The sequence below is a fragment of the Bartonella sp. AP36NXGY genome, assembly GCF_042195865.1.
Taxonomy (GTDB): domain Bacteria; phylum Pseudomonadota; class Alphaproteobacteria; order Rhizobiales; family Rhizobiaceae; genus Bartonella.
Genome location: NZ_JBHIPD010000006.1, coordinates 1 through 17,258 on the forward strand (window position 1 = coordinate 1; position 17,258 = coordinate 17,258).

The following is a 17,258-nucleotide window of genomic DNA, read 5'->3' on the forward strand; positions in this document are numbered from 1 at the left end:
TATTACAGCTTTTGACTCAAAATTGAGTAAAAACCCATACCTTATGATGTTACAATGGTTTTGAAGTTTGTTTGCTTATCTTTGTCTTAATAGCTGCCCCCAAATTTGGAAAGAGCTCATTTGGTTTCGTATTTTTAAACTATAACTTTTAAAACGTTTTTAGTACCAAATCTAAAGTAGATAGTAATTCTACTGCCATGGCATTACTTGCCTCCATTTTTTTGTGGAAGCGAATAGTTCCGTTCTTAAAGACTAGCCTGCAATCTATTCATTAAAAGGCTTTTGATTTCATAAGATATAATGTTTTGAATTTCATTACCTTGATTTCCTACCTCGGTAAAAAATACCGTGGTTATAAAATCAATCTTGTCTTTAAATCCTTTGTGCAATCTTTATAAACTAAACCTATAAGCTTATGACCGTTTCAAACGATTATTCCTTTGAAGGTTTAGCTCAAAAAAGAGCAAAACTCATACCATTTTTTAAACCTATACAATTTATGTTATCGATATTTTCAAACGACTAAATTTTTAAACAATGTGATTTGTGCTGTGATAAAAACATATCATAAAATTTATAAACTGTTATGAATGATAGCTGCTGTTCATTTTATTTGAATACACCCATGCGTTATAATATTTGTATCATGATTTGCTTTTTATGGTCTATTCATACATGGCAATCTTATATAAAAAATGATCAAATGAATCACGTATAAAAAGATGGATTCTTGAGTGGATTCATATAAAATAATTGCAAACAACCTATTGACTTTATTGTATTTTTTGTATAATGTGAATTCTAGCCTCTGCAAGTGAATAACTATAGACAACATTTTTAAAATCTACGGGTTTTGCACCTATTGTTTTTGGTGTCGCTGTAAGCTCTATTCCTAAAACAGGTTTTAACTCATTAATTGCTGCCGCACCAGCAGAAGCTCGATAACGATGTGCTTCATCCATTAACAAAACTAAATCAGGAAGATTTGCGAGATAATCAAAATAACTTTCACCAATCGTTTCTTGTAAGCGTTTAATTCGCGGAATACTAGATTTTAGTGCGCCTTTTTTATTATCCGTTGTATTAATTTTAGAAATATTAAAAATATTGATAAAGGCCGTATCTCTATTCTCAAACAAACGCTTTTGTCCTTGAATATGGTGTTCATCAACGCGAATACCTTTACCACTTTCATAATCTTCACCTGTAATAATAACGGGTCTATTGGCAATAAATTCACTCATTCCACTGAAAACATACTTCGGACTTTGGGGACTAAAATCCTGTTTTAACTTTTCATAAATAGTCAAATTTGGCGCTAAAACAAAAAAATGGCGACTATGACCTGTTAAATAAAGATAGCTGATAAAAGCCCCCATAAGTCGCGTTTTCCCAACACCCGTTGCTAAGGCAAAACAAAAAGAGGGAAAATTTCGTTCAAAATCTTGTACAGAAGGATAAAGATTTTTTATCACTTCTAACTCTGCAACCAAATCAGCATTTTTAGAAAGCTCTATATTTTCTAAGATTTTTACCAAAATATTTAAAGATTCACGTTGAGGATCACGCAACGATAAGCGAGCAGAAATCCTTTGTTCAACAGTGTTCATGAAAAACTCCGCTTTTTATATATTATTCAAATAGATCTAATTCTGCTTGCGCAATATCTTTATTTTTGCTGTTTTCTTTTACCACAATCACTGGTTCAAGATTGGCTACATTTAAACTGTAATCGTCCCTTCCCCATTCGCATTTTTCTAATATTGCACGGGGGATTTTAGTGAGTGTCAGATTTTCAAAGGATGCTGATTTTGTATCAAAGGCTGTACCACAAATCAGCAACGTGCGATGAGAGCCTACCTCTTCACTCATTATACGGAGTTGTTCATGGGTCATAGCGCTTGTTGTGACATAAATATAATCTGTTTCGGTTGAATACCCTTGCATCCAATAATGATTTTCATCAGGTGCATAGGTAAATCCCATATGTTTGCACATTGCTTCTGAAAGCATCGCAGCATTATATTCGCGACTAATAATCCATTGTCCCCATGGATCCTTTTGCAACAGAGAAGGTGCAAGGCGATAATAACGGAATCCACCGCCACCTTGCCAATTGACACTTTTGGAAATTCCCCCTTGATCAGTTCCATCAATGACTTGTTTTAAACGAGGGATAATGTGGGTGTGACAATGCTCACCAAGTTCAATCATAATCCACTTCCTTCCCATTTTATGGGCAACAGCACCGGTTGTGCCAGAACCAGCAAAAGAATCCAGTACAAGATCACCGGGATTAGTGGCAAGTTGAATAATGCGTTCCATTAAACGTTCCGGTTTAGGAGTTGTAAAGACACTATCAGAATTGAAGACTTTGGCTTCTTTTTTTGCATCTTGATTATGGCCAACTTCCTGATAAGGCCAAATGGTCATTGAAACCATGCCATTTTTTACTTCTGATAAAAAACGCTTCAAAGAAGGAACATTGCTTCCTGTGGGGCCAAACCAAATACGATTATCATTCAATAATTCAAAGAATTTTTTTTATTCATAGCCCAACTTCTACCATTAGGAGGCATTACCTTGCGTCCAGAAGGTGTGATGATTTCATAAATATCCTTAGGTGTTACTCTTTTTACGGATAAATCTCCAGATTTCCAAGGACCGCGAGGATCATTATCAGGATTTTTATAGCGCGCATCCATATCGTTTGAACGAGGAAGCAATTGAGGGCGCCAAATCGTTTTATCTTTGGCATAAACCATTATAAAATCATGATTATCAGAAAGCCATTTTGTATCATTTTGTGGAGCATATTTCTTTTGCCAAATAATATTGTTGATGAAATTTTGGCGACCAAAAATTTCATCCATCATCACTTTTAGATAGGCTTGTTCATCATCATCAATGGAAATCCAAATACTTCCATCTTCCGCCAGTAAACGATGTAACAATTCTAGCCTATCTCTCATAAGACTTAGCCATATGGAATGCTCTAAACCATCTTCATAATGTTCAAAAGCATTACCTGTATTATAAGGCGGATCGATATAGATACATTTTACCTTCCCCATATATTCTTGTTCAAGCGCTTTGAGTGCGAGCAAATTGTCACCAAAAATAAGTTTATTATCAAAAATATCTTGGGATGATATTTGATGCGAAGCGTGATAAGATTTTTCAAGATCTTCTAATAAGATACGAGGCTCTAGTTTTGGGCGTTTTTCTTTTCCAATCCAAATGAGTTCTAGTTTTTGTTTATTATAACTCATGCGATCGTCCTTAAATTCAAATGCTTGTGAAAAGTAAACAGCTTATTCATGAATGGCTAAATTAGAGTCTCTTAACAATACTTTTAGTACCATCCGACAGCAATTTGAGCTTCTTCTGACATACAATCAGGTGTCCATGGTGGATCAAAAGTCATAGTGACTTCAACATACGAAACCCCTTCAACTGCACTGACTGCATTTTCTACCCACCCTGGCATTTCACCCGCAACAGGACATCCCGGTGCTGTAAGAGTCATTTCAATTTTTACTGAACGATCATCTTCAATATCAATACGATAAATCAGTCCTAGCTCATAAATATCAGCAGGAATCTCTGGGTCATAAACTGTTTTGAGAGCAGCAATAATATCATTTGTCATACGATCAATTTCGTCTGCTGGAATTGCTGATATGTAAGATTTTTTATTTTCGCTTACAGTTTCAACGGATTCTGTAGAATGACGCTCTTCAATTGATTCAGCCATTAAAAAATGTCCTTGTTTCTTGCAATGCTTCTACTAATTGATCTATATCCTCTTGAGTGTTATACATGGCTAACGATGCGCGGCAAATAGATGTTAGACCAAAGCGCTGTAATAAAGGCTGTGCACAATGAGTTCCCGCACGTATCGCAACCCCTTTTCTATCAATAAACATAGCGATATCATGGGCGTGAATCCCTTCAATTGTAAATGATATAATAGCTCCTTTATTGGGAGAATGACCATAAATACGCAATGACTCAACCATTTTAAGTTTTTCCTGCGCATAAGCTAAAAGGGATCTCTCATGGGCATGAATCGTGCTACGACCTTTCTCTTGTATATAATCAATAGCCGCAGTTAATCCAATAGCTTCAACGATAGGAGGAGTGCCTGCTTCAAAACGGTAAGGAGGAGCATTATAAAAAACCTTATCGGTTGTTACCTCCTCGATCATTTCCCCTCCCCCTTGAAAAGGACGCATTTCTTCTAACCTATCTTCTTTACCATACAAAACACCAATACCAGTGGGTCCATAAAGCTTATGACCTGTAAAGACATACCAATCACAATTGAGATCTTGCACATCAACGGTTAAATGTACTGCTCCTTGAGAACCATCAACAAGAACCGGAATAGAATTTTGATGTGCTAGTTTAATAATCTCTTTAACAGGAGGCACAGTTCCTAATATATTGGACATATGCGTTATAGCAACAAGCCGCGTTTTTTCGCTTAAAGCCTTTTGGAAATCTTCAATGTGCAGAACACCATTTTCATCGACAGGAACAAAAATAAGTTTAACACCTTTTTGTTCACGGAGAAAATGCCAAGGAATAATATTTGAATGATGTTCCATGATCGTTAGAACAATCTCATCACCTTCCTTGAGTTTTGGCATCGCCCAACCATAAGCAACAGTATTAATAGCTTCTGTTGCATTTTTCGTAAAAACAATTTCTTCAGCTTTTTGAGCATTTAGAAAAACACGAACGGTTTCACGAGAATTTTCATAGGATTGTGTTGCTATATTGGCTAAAAAATACATTCCCCTATGCACATTAGCATAACTATAGTGATAATAATTATTCATTGCATTGAGTACTGACATTGGTTTTTGGGCAGAAGCACTACTATCAAGATATGCTAATCGCTTTCCATAAACTTGATGGTGCAAAATAGGAAAATCACGCCGAATTTCTTCGACATTATAAGTAAATGTTTGTACGTTATTTTCCATTTTTTCTACCTTAAACATTTTTTTCAAGCCATTTACTAATGATATTCTCCAAAACGATTTGAATATTATCTTGCTTGATGTCATCAATGAGCTCAGAGATAAATCCTTTAATCAAAAGTGCTCGCGCCGTTTTAAATGGGATACCACGTGTCATAAGATAAAAAAGATAATCATGATTAATATTAGCAACTGTTGCACCATGACCACATGCAACATCATCAGCAAAAATCTCCAGTTCAGGCTTTGCATTAAATTCTGCATCATCTGAAAGAATAAGGCTATTACAAGCCATGCGTGCATCTGTTTTTTGCGCTTTTTGAGAAACACGTATTATTCCTTGGAAAACACCAACAGCCTTATCTGTAACCACATTGCGTATAATTTCGGTTGATGTTGATTTTTCTTCCACGTGACGAACAGTCATTGTAAGATCACTATGTGTTTGTCCTGATAATAAATTTATGACGCGTAATTGAAAATCAGATTCTTCTCCCTGTAATTCAATATCGATTTCTTGGCGATTTAATTGACTCCCTATATTAATGACATAAAGTGATAACTTCGCTCTTTGATCAAGAACAGCACAAAATCGACCAAATTGTGTAGAATTAAAATCACGATTGCGAATGAGAATCCACGTAACATCACTATCAGCAGCAACATTTAATGAAAATATTGAACTGACAAAGGTATCTTTATCATTGCCAACCTGATGTTCAATAAACATAACTTGACTATTTTTATCAACTTTTATATCCGAAAAAATATGAGATTGTCCCCCCATTTGTATATTTTGTAATTCAATGGGGATATTTAACTTTGTATTTTCAGGGATGTGAAAAAGCCAACCATCTGTAACAAAAGCTGTATTTAACTGTCCAATAAAATCTTCATCAGAAATGTTTTGATTTATCTGTACAGAATTATCTTCTAATGCGTCTGAAAGGCGTTTTACTGCAATGTTGTCTACCTTTGACTCTATCGATGTTTTTCCATTGTTTATGGAGAAAACAGCACTTTCTGAAAGCAATGCATCAACCAATTGATTGTCTTGAACTTTTGAAAAATTGCTAATAGACTTCAGTAAGGTACGCAGATTGGTATAATGCCAACTTTCGATTTTACGGGAAGGAAGCCGTGTCGTTTGAAACTGCTCAATAGTTTTCTTGCGGATTTCCTGTACAGCTTTATCACCAGGTAAGTGGTTTACATACTGATTAAAATTACTGAGTATATTTTCTTCAACCGCTAACAAGTTTTGCTGTGCATTCATATTTAATAACCTCAAACCGCTTCCCTAATAAGATCAGCATACCCATTTTCCTCTAAATAAAGCGCTAAGGATTTATCACCGCTTTTGATAATTTGTCCTTTATAAAGAACATGTACCGTATCAGGAATAATATAATTAAGCAGCCGTTGATAATGGGTAATCACCAAAAATGAACGTTTTGAATCCCGAAGTTTATTAACACCATCTGCAACAATTTTTAGTGCATCAATATCTAAGCCAGAATCCGTTTCATCTAAAATGCAAAGTGTAGGTTCAAGAAGTGCCATTTGTAAAATTTCAGCGCGTTTTTTTTCTCCACCTGAAAAACCTACATTTAATGGACGCTTTAGCATATCCATATCTATTTCAAGTTTGGCTGAAACTTCTTTAACACATTTTATAAATTCAGGAATTTTAAGTTCTTCGTCACCTCGCGCTTTGCGTTGAGAATTCATCGCAACTTTTAAAAATTCCATTGTTGCTACCCCTGGTATTTCCATTGGATATTGAAATGCAAGAAAAACACCATATGCAGCACGTTCTGCTGGATCCATTTCTAAAAGTGATTGTCCATTATAGAGAATATCTCCTTCTGTTATTTCATAATCATCACGACCAGCAAGCAAATAAGATAAAGTTGATTTTCCGGCTCCATTTTGTCCCATGATAGCGGCAACTTCTCCATCTTGAACTGTCAAGTTTAAACCACGAATAATTTCTGTATCGGTTTCAGCAATACGGGCGTGCAAATTTTTGATCTCTAACATAATTTAATCCTGTTTTGGCTGTTTTTCAGATATCAATGCGTATTATTTTACCTTAGCATCCATCTACTTTTGTAATTACCATAGAGGTCATTTTTAGCATTATGTGCTACCGTTACAGCCTTTTTACATAAAGTCTTCTATTTATCTAATTAAATAAAATTATCCAACACTACCTTCAAGGCTAATACTAATAAGCTTTTGTGCTTCGACAGCAAATTCCATGGGAAGTTTTTGAATGACCTCTTTTACAAAACCATTTACAATTAATGCGATAGCTTCTTCTTCGGGAATTCCTCTTTGCATAACATAAAAAAGTTGGTCATCAGAAATTTTTGATGTTGTGGCTTCATGTTCAAACTGAGCTGTTGCATTTTTTGCTTCAATATAAGGAACTGTATGCGCACCACAATCATTCCCGATTAACAAACTATCACATTGCGTAAAGTTACGCGCATTTTGTGCTTTTCGATGCGCTGTGACTTGTCCTCGATACGTGTTATTTGAAAAACCTGCAGAAATACCTTTGGAAATAATGCGACTGGAAGTATTTTTTCCCAAATGAATCATTTTTGTACCGGAATCAATTTGTTGATAACCGTTTGCAACGGCAATAGAATAAAATTCTCCACGCGCATTATTACCACGGAGTAAGCAGGATGGATATTTCCAAGTAATCGCAGAACCAGTCTCAACTTGTGTCCATGAAATTTTAGAGCTATCACCTCGACAATCTCCACGCTTCGTCACAAAATTATAAATACCGCCCTTTCCATCTTTATCGCCAGGATACCAGTTTTGTACTGTAGAATATTTAATCTCTGCATTTTCAAGGGCAATAAGCTCAACAACAGCAGCATGAAGTTGGTTTTCATCACGTTGGGGTGCTGTACACCCTTCAAGATAAGAAACATAGGAATCTTCAGCGGCGATAATCAATGTTCGTTCAAATTGGCCAGTGTTGCGTTCATTAATCCTAAAATAAGTTGAAAGCTCCATAGGACAACGAACCCCTTTAGGAATATAAACAAATGAACCATCTGTAAAGACAGCTGCATTTAAGGCCGCATAATAATTATCACTTATAGGTACAACTGTTCCTAAATATTCTTTAATAAGCTCAGAATGTTCAATAATCGCCTCTGAAATAGAACAAAAAATCACACCAGCACGTGCCAGCTCTTTTTTGAATGTTGTTACAACAGAAACAGAATCAAAGACTGCATCAACAGCCACCTGCCCCGATACAGACATACTGTCATCAAAAGTGGAGGGATCAGACTGTTTTCTTACTCCTGCCAAAATCTCTTGTTCTTTAAGGGGAATGCCAAGTTTTTCGTACGTTGCTAATAACTCAGGATCCACTTCATCCAAAGATTTTGGTCCTGTATGATTTTTTGGAGCAGCATAATAATAAAGCTCCTGAAAATCAATTTTAGGATATTCAAGACGCGCCCAATGAGGCTCTTGCATTGTCAGCCAACGGCGGTAAGCTTTTAAGCGCCATGTTAGCATCCATTCAGGCTCATTTTTTTTAGCGGAAATAAATTTGATAATATCCTCATTTAAGCCTTTTGGAGCTTTATCGGTTTCAATATTGGTTTCAAAACCATATTTATATTGGTCAACATCTATTTCACGTACTTGGCGTATCGTTTCTTGTACTGCCGGCATAAATTTTCTCCATTTTTTGGCGTCAAAAACCGGTAACTAAAGTCTTGTTTTTTACAAGATTAAAGTAAGCAAGTTATCTCCTAGGCTATAGGTAAAGCGCAAAAATTTCAATCAAACTTATTTTATTTTTAAAATAATTCTAATTTTTATAACTTTCTGATGATAAATCTTCCCCTTTTTTCCTGCTTATAATTTGAGAAAAAAACGACAGAAAATCATCAATATCTTCAGAAGTTGTGCCACGCCCTAGCGAAATGCGAATGGCACCATTTGGAACATGATACCCCATTGCCTCCAACACTTTGCTTTGTTTTACTTTTCCCGAAGAACAGGCAGAGCCGGATGATAAAGAAAACCCTTCTAAATCAAAAGCAATTTGCATCGTTTCAGCTTTTATATTTTTCACGGTAAAGTAAGTTGTATTTGGCAAACGTTGAACTCTTTTGCCAAAAATCTCAACATTTTTACTTATTTTTTGTAGTCCAGCTTCTAATTTATTGCGTAAATATATTAACTGTTTTATTTCCTCCTGTGTGAAGCAATCAGTCATTGCTGCCCCAAAAGCAGCAATAAGGGGCAATGCTTCTGTTCCTCCACGGAGACCTTTTTCTTGTCCTCCTCCAATAATAAGAGGGTGTGGCATGAGAAGATTACCACATGAAACAAAAGCACCAATTCCTTTAGGACCGCCAATTTTATGGGCAGACAGTATAAAAAAGTCTCCTCCTAACTGATGAATATCCACAAAATTTTTATCTACATATTGTGTCAAATCAACTATAAGAGTGCCTCCTAAATCCCGAACAATAGCGGCGATTTCTGTTAACGGTTGAATAACACCCGTTTCACTATTTGCAGCTTGAATAGCAACAAGAGGTAAACCTTTTGTTTTATCGTGAACCGTTAAGAGTGATGTTAATTTATCTTGTTGTATGAGCCCATCTTGATCAACATCAATGACGCTTATCAATTCTTTAGAAAAACGTCCTCCCTCTGCAACAGAGGGATGTTCAGTCGCTCCAAGGTAAAGATGAGAAAATTTAACTTTTGCTTTCCCCATATTGTAAAAAGGTGTTAACAAAGTCATTGCGGCTTCACTCGCACCAGAGGTAAATACCACGTGATCTGGATCTGTTTTAAGATTTTCAGCGATTTGCCGACGGGACTTTTGCAACAAAGTTTTAGCGGCACGCCCTTCCTTATGAACCGATGATGGATTACCAAATATCTCTAAAGATTCCAGTAACGCTATCCGTGCCACTTTTTTGAGCGGTGTTGTTGCGTTATGATCAAAATATCGGCGTTTTATAACCATTTTACATCGCAATCATTAATCTTATGAATTGATTGAAAAAATAGCGCATTTTTCTTGAAAAGTGCACTAAAAAAAGAATATCTAATAATTATTTAAGAGATTCTATGGTAAAAGTCGACCAGGGTCAAAGAGAGCCTTTTATTGCATTAAGGAGCATTTTATGCCAGAAATTATTTTTAACGGTCCCGCGGGTCGGCTCGAAGGGCGTTATCAACCTTCACAACAAAAAAATGCACCCATTGCGATCATTTTGCATCCTCATCCCCAATTTGGTGGAACTATGAATCATAAAATTGTCTATGACCTCTTTTATATGTTCCAACAACGTGGCTTTACAACTTTACGTTTTAACTTTCGTGGTATTGGTCGTAGTCAGGGTGAATTTGATTATGGAATAGGAGAACTTTCAGATGCTGCTGCTGCTCTCGATTGGGTGCAGACACAACATCCAGACTCTAAAAATTGTTGGGTAGCAGGATACTCATTTGGAGCATGGATTGGTATGCAGCTTTTAATGCGCCGACCGGAAATTGAGGGATTTATCTCAGTTGCCCCTCAGCCTAATGTTTATGACTTTTCATTTCTTGCACCTTGTCCCTCTTCTGGACTTATCATTCATGGCGGTATCGATAAAGTTGCCCCTCCAAAAGATGTTCAAATACTTGTCGATAAATTAAAAACACAAAAAGGTATCATCATTACACAAGAAATATTGGAAGAGGCTAATCACTTTTTCAGTGGATGTCATGAAAAACTTATTGAACGATGTGCCCACTATTTGGATAACCATATCTCCAATGAACTTCTCGCTCCTCCTCCTGAAATACTTTCACTAACTTAGGAAAATACGATAGATTTATAAAAAATTAGCAAAAATCGTCTCTGATCATAACAAAGTAATTTTTTTAGTCTGCATTTAAAATTTTTCTAAATTTTATTTCAGGATAGAAATGAGAATAACAGAACACCTTTTTTCTATTACTAAGAAGTTTCTTTTTTAGCGTAAAAAGGAAATAATACCTGTATTATTATCTTTATACTACCAATATGTCTCTTTCTCTTGTGAGGTGTGCGTCAGTTATGATAGATAACGCATTAATAATTCGTTATATAATCGCCTATTATATACAATAAATGCACTCTTAAATTAGGAAATTAAATCTGTGTTTGCCTTTAAATCTGATTTTTTACACATTATGAGCGAACGTGGTTTTATCCACCAAATTTCAGATGAAAAAGGCTTAGATGATCTTTTTTCAAAAGAAACTGTAAGCGCTTATACTGGATTTGACCCAACAGCATCGAGTTTACATGCTGGAAGTCTTCTTCAGATTATGATGCTTTATTGGTTACAAAAAACGGGTCATCGCCCCATTGCTTTAATGGGTGGAGGAACCGGATTGATTGGTGATCCTTCTTTCAAAGACGAAGCGCGACGCCTTCTGACACAAGATGATATTGCTGCAAATATTGATGGTATTAAAAAGGTATTTGCTAACTATTTGACATTCGGTGACCGAGAAACCGATGCTTGTATTGTGAATAATGCTGAATGGTTATGCAATTTAAACTACTTAGAATTTTTGCGTGATGTAGGAAAGCATTTTTCTGTCAACCGTATGTTGTCATTTGATTCTGTCAGACTCAGACTTGAGCGTGAGCACTCTTTGTCATTCTTAGAGTTTAATTATATGATTCTGCAAGCTTATGACTTTGTTGAACTTTATAAACGTTATGGGTTGCGTATGCAAATGGGGGGCTCTGATCAGTGGGGCAACATTATTAACGGAATCGAATTAGGACATCGTTTAGGAACACCGCAATTATATGCGTTAACATCACCATTGCTGACAACCTCTTCCGGTGCCAAAATGGGTAAATCATTGAATGGGGCTGTATGGCTAAATGCGGATAAACTTTCACCTTATCAATTTTGGCAATACTGGCGCAATACAGAAGATGCTGATGTAACACGATTTCTAAAGCTCTATACTCCATTGCCGATGGATGAGATTCTTAAACTTTCTCTATTACAAGGAACTGAAATTAACGAAGCAAAAAAAATTCTTGCAACAGAAATTACAGCAATGTTGCATGGACGTGTTCTTGCTGATGCAGCAGCAGAAACGGCTCGCAAGACGTTTGAAGAAAAAACTCTGGGAGAAAATCTTCCAACTGTTGAAATTAATGCCTCAGAATTAAAAAAAGGTGTTGGATTGCTCACTCTTTTAGTACAAGCAGGACTCGCTAGATCGAATAGTGAGGCACGCCGACACGTTCAAGGTGGAGGTGTCCGTGTAAATGATCAAATTATTGAGGATGAAACACATCTTATTATTGAAAGGGATGTCAGTGCAGAAGGAACCATTAAACTTTCTTTTGGTAAGAAAAAACATGTTGTGATGAAACCAGTATAATCTTTTGCTGTTTTGTTTATGTTGTTCACGTCGAGCTTGTTCTTTCAATTCAATCGTTGTGATAGGGCGAATTTTGTTAGGGAAATAAAAGTCTCTTCAAAACGATAAAATTCTAGAGAGTTGAATAGTTCTTTTCTTCTGTGTACTCTGATATTTTATACCTGTTACACAAAAAAGAAAGATGAAAACAATGACAAGACCAATGAAAGGTGCTCTTGCTCCTGATTTTACTTTGCCGCGCGATGGAGGAGAGACAGTGTGTCTTTCTGACTTTAAAGGAAAGCCTGTTGTTTTATATTTTTATCCAAAAGATGACACCAGTGGTTGCACAAGTGAAGCACTTGATTTCACAAAATTAAAGATGAAATTTGATGAAATCGGTGTTGCTGTTATTGGAATCTCTCCAGATAATGTAAAAAAACATGATAAATTTAAAATAAAACATGAACTTGATGTCATCTTGGTTTCTGATGAAGAAAAAACGACCCTCGAAGCTTATGGTGTTTGGGTTGAGAAAAGCATGTATGGACGCAAATATATGGGAGTTGAACGGAGCACTTTTTTAATTGATGCAAATGGAATAATAGTAGAAGAATGGCGCAAAGTAAGCGTATCTGGGCATGCTGAAAATGTTTTAGCTACTGCAACACTTTTATATCATAATGGTAACTTGTAAATTGAGTGTTTGATTTACCTTCAAAAGCAAAAGTTATTCTCCCTAATTGATTTTAGTTTTTCAACGGATTCAATTTTTACAATATATTGATTTATAAGGATAATGAATTGTTTTACATTTATATTAGTCCCCCGAATATCGCAAAATTTTCTGATTTCAGATTCTTCCTATCACTTGCAATATCATAAGCAGAATTAGCGTGTGAGAAAAAGTTGAAGAAAGGAACAAGAAAATCCCCCTTTAAACCTTTAAAGTATCAAAGGCTATATAACATCACAGCATCCATAAAACGAACAGCTTAAGAAAAAATCTACATGGCTTGAAGGAAGGATATGTAATTAACGAATATCCTCAGTTTTTTTGTCTTGTCCATAAATGCGCCGTGCGAGTGCTGCCTCTATAAATGCATCTAAATTACCATTAAGTACGGATTGTGGATCCGTATTTTCAATTCCTGTACGCAAATCTTTGACAAGCTGATAGGGTTGAAGAACATAAGATCTAATTTGATGTCCCCATCCGATTTCTGTTTTAGAAGATTCAGCAGCATTGGTTTCTTCTTCTCTTTTTTTAAGCTCTTCTTCATAAAGCCGTGCACGCAACATCGACCAAGCCGTAGCGCGATTTTTATGTTGAGAACGCTCTGTTTGACATTGAACAACAATACCCGTTTTTATATGTGTGATGCGAACAGCAGAATCTGTTGTGTTAACATGTTGTCCTCCTGCTCCAGATGCACGATATGTATCAATACGCACATCTGCCTCTGAAACATCAACTTCAATATTGTCATCAATAACTGGATAGACCCAAATGCTCGCAAAAGAAGTATGGCGCTTTGCATTCGAATCAAATGGAGAAATCCGTACTAAGCGATGAACGCCTGATTCTGTTTTTAACATTCCATAAGCATTATGCCCTTTTACAAGAATAGTCGCTGACTTTATTCCTGCTTCTTCTCCATCATGAATTTCTAAAATTTCAACCTTCATTTCATGCTGTTCAGCCCATCGCATATACATACGTAAGAGCATAGAAGCCCAATCTTGGCTTTCTGTTCCCCCTGCTCCAGCATGAACTTCTAAATAGGTATCATTCGGATCTGCCTCTCCTGAAAGAAGTACGTCAATTTGCCTTTTATCTATCTCATTTTTAAGATTACGTATTGATCTTTCTGCATCAGCGATAATTTCCACATCACTTTCTTCTTCGCCCATCGCAATAAGCTCAATGCATTCTTCAAGTGTTTTTGTAAATGATAAAAGACCATTGATTGAATCATCAAGACGTTGACGCTCACGCATCATATCCTGTGCTCGTTGTGCATCATCCCATAATGATGGATCTTCCGCTTTTTGATTAAGATATTCAAGACGCTTTAGTGATTGATCCCAGTCAAAGATGCCCCCTTAGCAATTGTATTGCTTTCTGGATTTCATCAACTAATGTTTCTATTTCTGCTCGCATAATTTAACACCGTATTTTTAAAAACTCTTTTTGGTTGTGTCTCTTAGCATTTTATACAAATTTAATAGCTGCTATCAGAAAATGGTACAGTTCTATCACTCTATTTATAGAACCGACATTGTAAAAAAGAGATAAAAACCATGACTCATGGCAAAAGGAGATTTTGTCGATTAATACAGCCCACCTGTCCCACTTTCAAGTGCTTTGTTGACTTGTGGAGAAGTCGTTACTGCAGGAACACCTTCTTGAAAAGAATTTGTACTCCCAATAACTTGATATATATCAGCAGGCCCAGTCCCTGGTTTAAATGCTTCTATAATGACATCTTGATCTCCTCTTTCGGCAAGCATTCCTGTTTTCCGATTAATTGGCATTAAAATCATACCTTTTGGCATCTTAAAGGGAACATCTGGCTTCCCTTTAAGAGCATCTGCCATAAAATCACCAAAAATAGGTGCAGCTAATGAACTTCCTGTTCCATTATATCCTAACGGAGCTGGTTGATCATAACCGACAAAAATACCAACGACAATGTCAGGAGTAAATCCCATAAACCAGACATCCTTAGAGTCATTGGTTGTTCCTGTTTTAGCGGCAATATGTCGATTAAGATAACGTAAACGTGCCGCAGTACCACGCTGAACAACCCCTTCCATCATCGATGTAATTTGATAAGCCGTCATAGGGTCAAGAACTTGATCTCGCTCATCAATCAATGTGGGTTCACTTTGATTATTCCATGAATTCGTATTACAATTTTCGCAAATACGATCATCATGACGATAAATTGTCTTCCCATAACGATCTTGAATTCTGTCTATCAGAGAAGGTTTAATAGAGCGTCCGCCATTGGCAATAACGGAATAAGCTGTAACCATTCGTAATACTGTTGTTTCGCCAGCCCCTAAAGCCATGGGAAGATAAGGCTGCAATTTATCTACGATCCCAAAGCGTTCTGCATATTCAGCGACAAGAGGCATTCCCATATCATTGGCAAGCCGTATTGTCATAAGATTACGAGAACGCTCAATACCATAACGCAACGTTGAAGGTCCTGCAAAGGTACCCCCATAATTTTTGGGTTGCCAAACTTCACCATTATATTGACGAACTTCAATGGGGCCATCTAAAACAACGGATGCTGGTGTATATCCGTTGTCAAGAGCTGCTGCATAAACAAAAGGCTTAAAAGCAGACCCCGGTTGGCGATAAGCTTGGGTTGCACGATTGAATTCAGATGCGGCAAAAGAAAATCCTCCCACCATAGCAAGAACGCGCCCTGTATGAGGTTCCATAGCAACAATTGCACCTTCAACCTTTGGAATTTGTTGTAAACGATAAGTGTTGTTTGTATTGGATAGTTTTTCAACAAAAATGACATCCCCAACTTGCAGAACATGAGATAAGCTCTGAACAGTTTTTCGATAACCATTTTCTTTTACAACATGGAGTGCCCATTTTGAATCAGCTTCAGATAAAACAGCAATTTCCCGTTTTTTTGATAATATACCTGAAGCTTCGCGCTGTGGCTGTAAACCAATCTCTACTTTATTGAGATTAGTAGAAAGAACAACAGCTAAACGCCATTCAGGAACATCACTTAGCCCTGTGATATCTGCAAGTTCTGTCCCCCAATCACCTTTCTCATCAATATGCGCATAAGCTCCACGCCATCCTTGCGCATGATCAAATCTAATTAATCCATCGTGCAAAGCACGTCGCGCAATAAGTTGTAAATGCGGATCAAGCGTTGTACGAATGGAAAGCCCACCTTCATAAAGTGTTTTAGCCCCATAGCGATGTATTAAACGACGCCGTACTTCTTCAGTAAAATAATCAGCCGCAAAAACATAGCTATCACTCCCACGTATTGTCGCTCCTAAAGGTTTAGCTTTCGCTTTTTCACCTTGTTCACGCGTTACATATCCATTTGCAATCATCCGGTCTATAACCCAATTACGCCGATCAATAGCACGTTGTGTATTCTTAAATGGATCATAATTTGCTGGTCCTTTTGGAAGAGCAGCCAAATAAGCACATTGTTCTAGCGTCAGGTCATTGACGGATTTATTGAAATAGGTCAATGAAGCAGCAGCTATGCCATAAGTGCCACGACCCAGATAAATTTCATTGAGATAAAGTTCGAGAATATGATCTTTTGAATAAGTTTTCTCAATACGCATTGCTAAAATAGCTTCCTTAAATTTACGTTCTAACGTTGTTTCTGAACTTAAAAGGAAGTTTTTAGCGACTTGTTGCGTTATAGTTGATGCCCCCTCTGGACGTCTTCCAGAACCAATATTACGAATATTATTGATCAAAGCTCGAGAAAGTCCTTCAGGATCTAAACCAAAATGATGATAAAAGTTTTTGTCTTCAGCCGAAATGAAAGCATTTATAACAAGCTTTGGTATTGATTGAATCGGTAAATAGAGGCGATGTTTTGTTGCAAACTCTGCCATAAGACGGCCATCAGAAGCATGGACACGGGTCATTACCGGCGGCTCATAAAGTGAAAGAACTTCATAATCAGGGAGTGCATTTGCTTGACCACTGGTCATAACACCCCACGTTATTGCACCATAAAGTCCAATAGCAATAAAAAAACGAAGAAGATATCTTAAAAAAATCATCATAAAAACGGCTATCGCTTTCTTAAGAATTAATTAAAGAAAAAA

At 36.6% G+C, this 17,258-nt stretch carries 13 protein-coding genes and 1 pseudogene; 3 read left to right on the forward strand and 11 right to left on the reverse strand.

Features of this window, described 5'->3' with window-relative positions; translation table 11 throughout:
• Nucleotides 1-803: 803 nt before the first annotated feature.
• The 9 genes and pseudogenes from ACFINX_RS03740 to ACFINX_RS03780 all read right to left on the reverse strand — a co-directional run.
• Nucleotides 804-1,610, reverse strand: a pseudogene (locus ACFINX_RS03740) (DEAD/DEAH box helicase family protein); the annotation flags it as partial.
• Between the two features lie 22 nt (nt 1,611-1,632).
• Complete coding sequence (locus ACFINX_RS03745) at nt 1,633-2,526, reverse strand: DNA methyltransferase (RefSeq protein ID WP_375668356.1); 894 nt, start codon at nt 2,524-2,526, stop codon at nt 1,633-1,635.
• On the reverse strand, nt 2,523-3,272 hold the full coding sequence (locus ACFINX_RS03750) for a site-specific DNA-methyltransferase (RefSeq protein WP_375668357.1): 750 nt from the start codon (nt 3,270-3,272) through the stop codon (nt 2,523-2,525). The genes ACFINX_RS03745 and ACFINX_RS03750 overlap by 4 nt, the downstream gene beginning before the upstream one ends.
• Nucleotides 3,273-3,355: 83 nt before the next feature.
• Complete coding sequence (locus ACFINX_RS03755) at nt 3,356-3,757, reverse strand: SUF system Fe-S cluster assembly protein (protein WP_273787976.1); 402 nt, start codon at nt 3,755-3,757, stop codon at nt 3,356-3,358.
• Complete coding sequence (locus ACFINX_RS03760) at nt 3,750-4,994, reverse strand: cysteine desulfurase (RefSeq protein WP_375628099.1); 1,245 nt, start codon at nt 4,992-4,994, stop codon at nt 3,750-3,752. The genes ACFINX_RS03755 and ACFINX_RS03760 overlap by 8 nt, the downstream gene beginning before the upstream one ends.
• Before the next feature lie 10 nt (nt 4,995-5,004).
• Nucleotides 5,005-6,267, reverse strand: coding sequence for a Fe-S cluster assembly protein SufD (gene sufD / locus ACFINX_RS03765; RefSeq protein WP_375611953.1), 1,263 nt, complete (start codon nt 6,265-6,267; stop codon nt 5,005-5,007).
• A gap of 11 nt (nt 6,268-6,278) precedes the next feature.
• Nucleotides 6,279-7,034, reverse strand: coding sequence for a Fe-S cluster assembly ATPase SufC (gene sufC, locus ACFINX_RS03770; RefSeq protein ID WP_375613438.1), 756 nt, complete (start codon nt 7,032-7,034; stop codon nt 6,279-6,281).
• A 159-nt stretch (nt 7,035-7,193) separates the two neighbouring features.
• The gene (sufB, locus tag ACFINX_RS03775; RefSeq protein ID WP_375613439.1) at nt 7,194-8,705 is read right to left on the reverse strand and encodes a Fe-S cluster assembly protein SufB; all 1,512 of its coding nucleotides are present in this window, start codon (nt 8,703-8,705) and stop codon (nt 7,194-7,196) included.
• Between the two features lie 139 nt (nt 8,706-8,844).
• Complete coding sequence (locus ACFINX_RS03780; protein ID WP_375628096.1) at nt 8,845-10,020, reverse strand: cysteine desulfurase family protein; 1,176 nt, start codon at nt 10,018-10,020, stop codon at nt 8,845-8,847.
• A gap of 160 nt (nt 10,021-10,180) precedes the next feature.
• Between ACFINX_RS03780 and ACFINX_RS03785 the strand changes: the two genes are divergently transcribed.
• The 3 genes from ACFINX_RS03785 (at nt 10,181) to ACFINX_RS03795 (ending at nt 13,113) form a co-directional block, all read left to right on the forward strand.
• On the forward strand, nt 10,181-10,861 hold the full coding sequence (locus ACFINX_RS03785) for an alpha/beta hydrolase (protein ID WP_375613441.1): 681 nt from the start codon (nt 10,181-10,183) through the stop codon (nt 10,859-10,861).
• A gap of 322 nt (nt 10,862-11,183) precedes the next feature.
• Nucleotides 11,184-12,437 carry a tyrosine--tRNA ligase gene (gene tyrS / locus ACFINX_RS03790; protein ID WP_375638395.1) on the forward strand — a complete coding sequence of 418 codons (1,254 nt, stop codon included), beginning with the start codon at nt 11,184-11,186 and terminating at the stop codon, nt 12,435-12,437.
• 190 nt (nt 12,438-12,627) lie between these two features.
• Nucleotides 12,628-13,113: a peroxiredoxin gene (locus ACFINX_RS03795; protein WP_375611894.1), complete on the forward strand. Its 486-nt coding sequence runs from the start codon at nt 12,628-12,630 to the stop codon at nt 13,111-13,113.
• A gap of 338 nt (nt 13,114-13,451) precedes the next feature.
• Here the strand turns inward: ACFINX_RS03795 and prfB are convergent.
• Nucleotides 13,452-14,580, reverse strand: a protein-coding gene (prfB, locus tag ACFINX_RS03800) for a peptide chain release factor 2 (protein WP_375611893.1) whose coding sequence is annotated in 2 segments (ribosomal slippage) — nt 13,452-14,510 and nt 14,512-14,580 — 1,128 coding nt in all. Because the reading frame shifts where the segments join, the coding sequence is not laid out codon by codon here.
• A gap of 170 nt (nt 14,581-14,750) precedes the next feature.
• A complete protein-coding gene (locus ACFINX_RS03805; RefSeq protein WP_375628088.1) occupies nt 14,751-17,216 on the reverse strand; it encodes a penicillin-binding protein 1A in 2,466 nt (821 codons plus the stop codon).
• Nucleotides 17,217-17,258 lie beyond the last annotated feature (42 nt).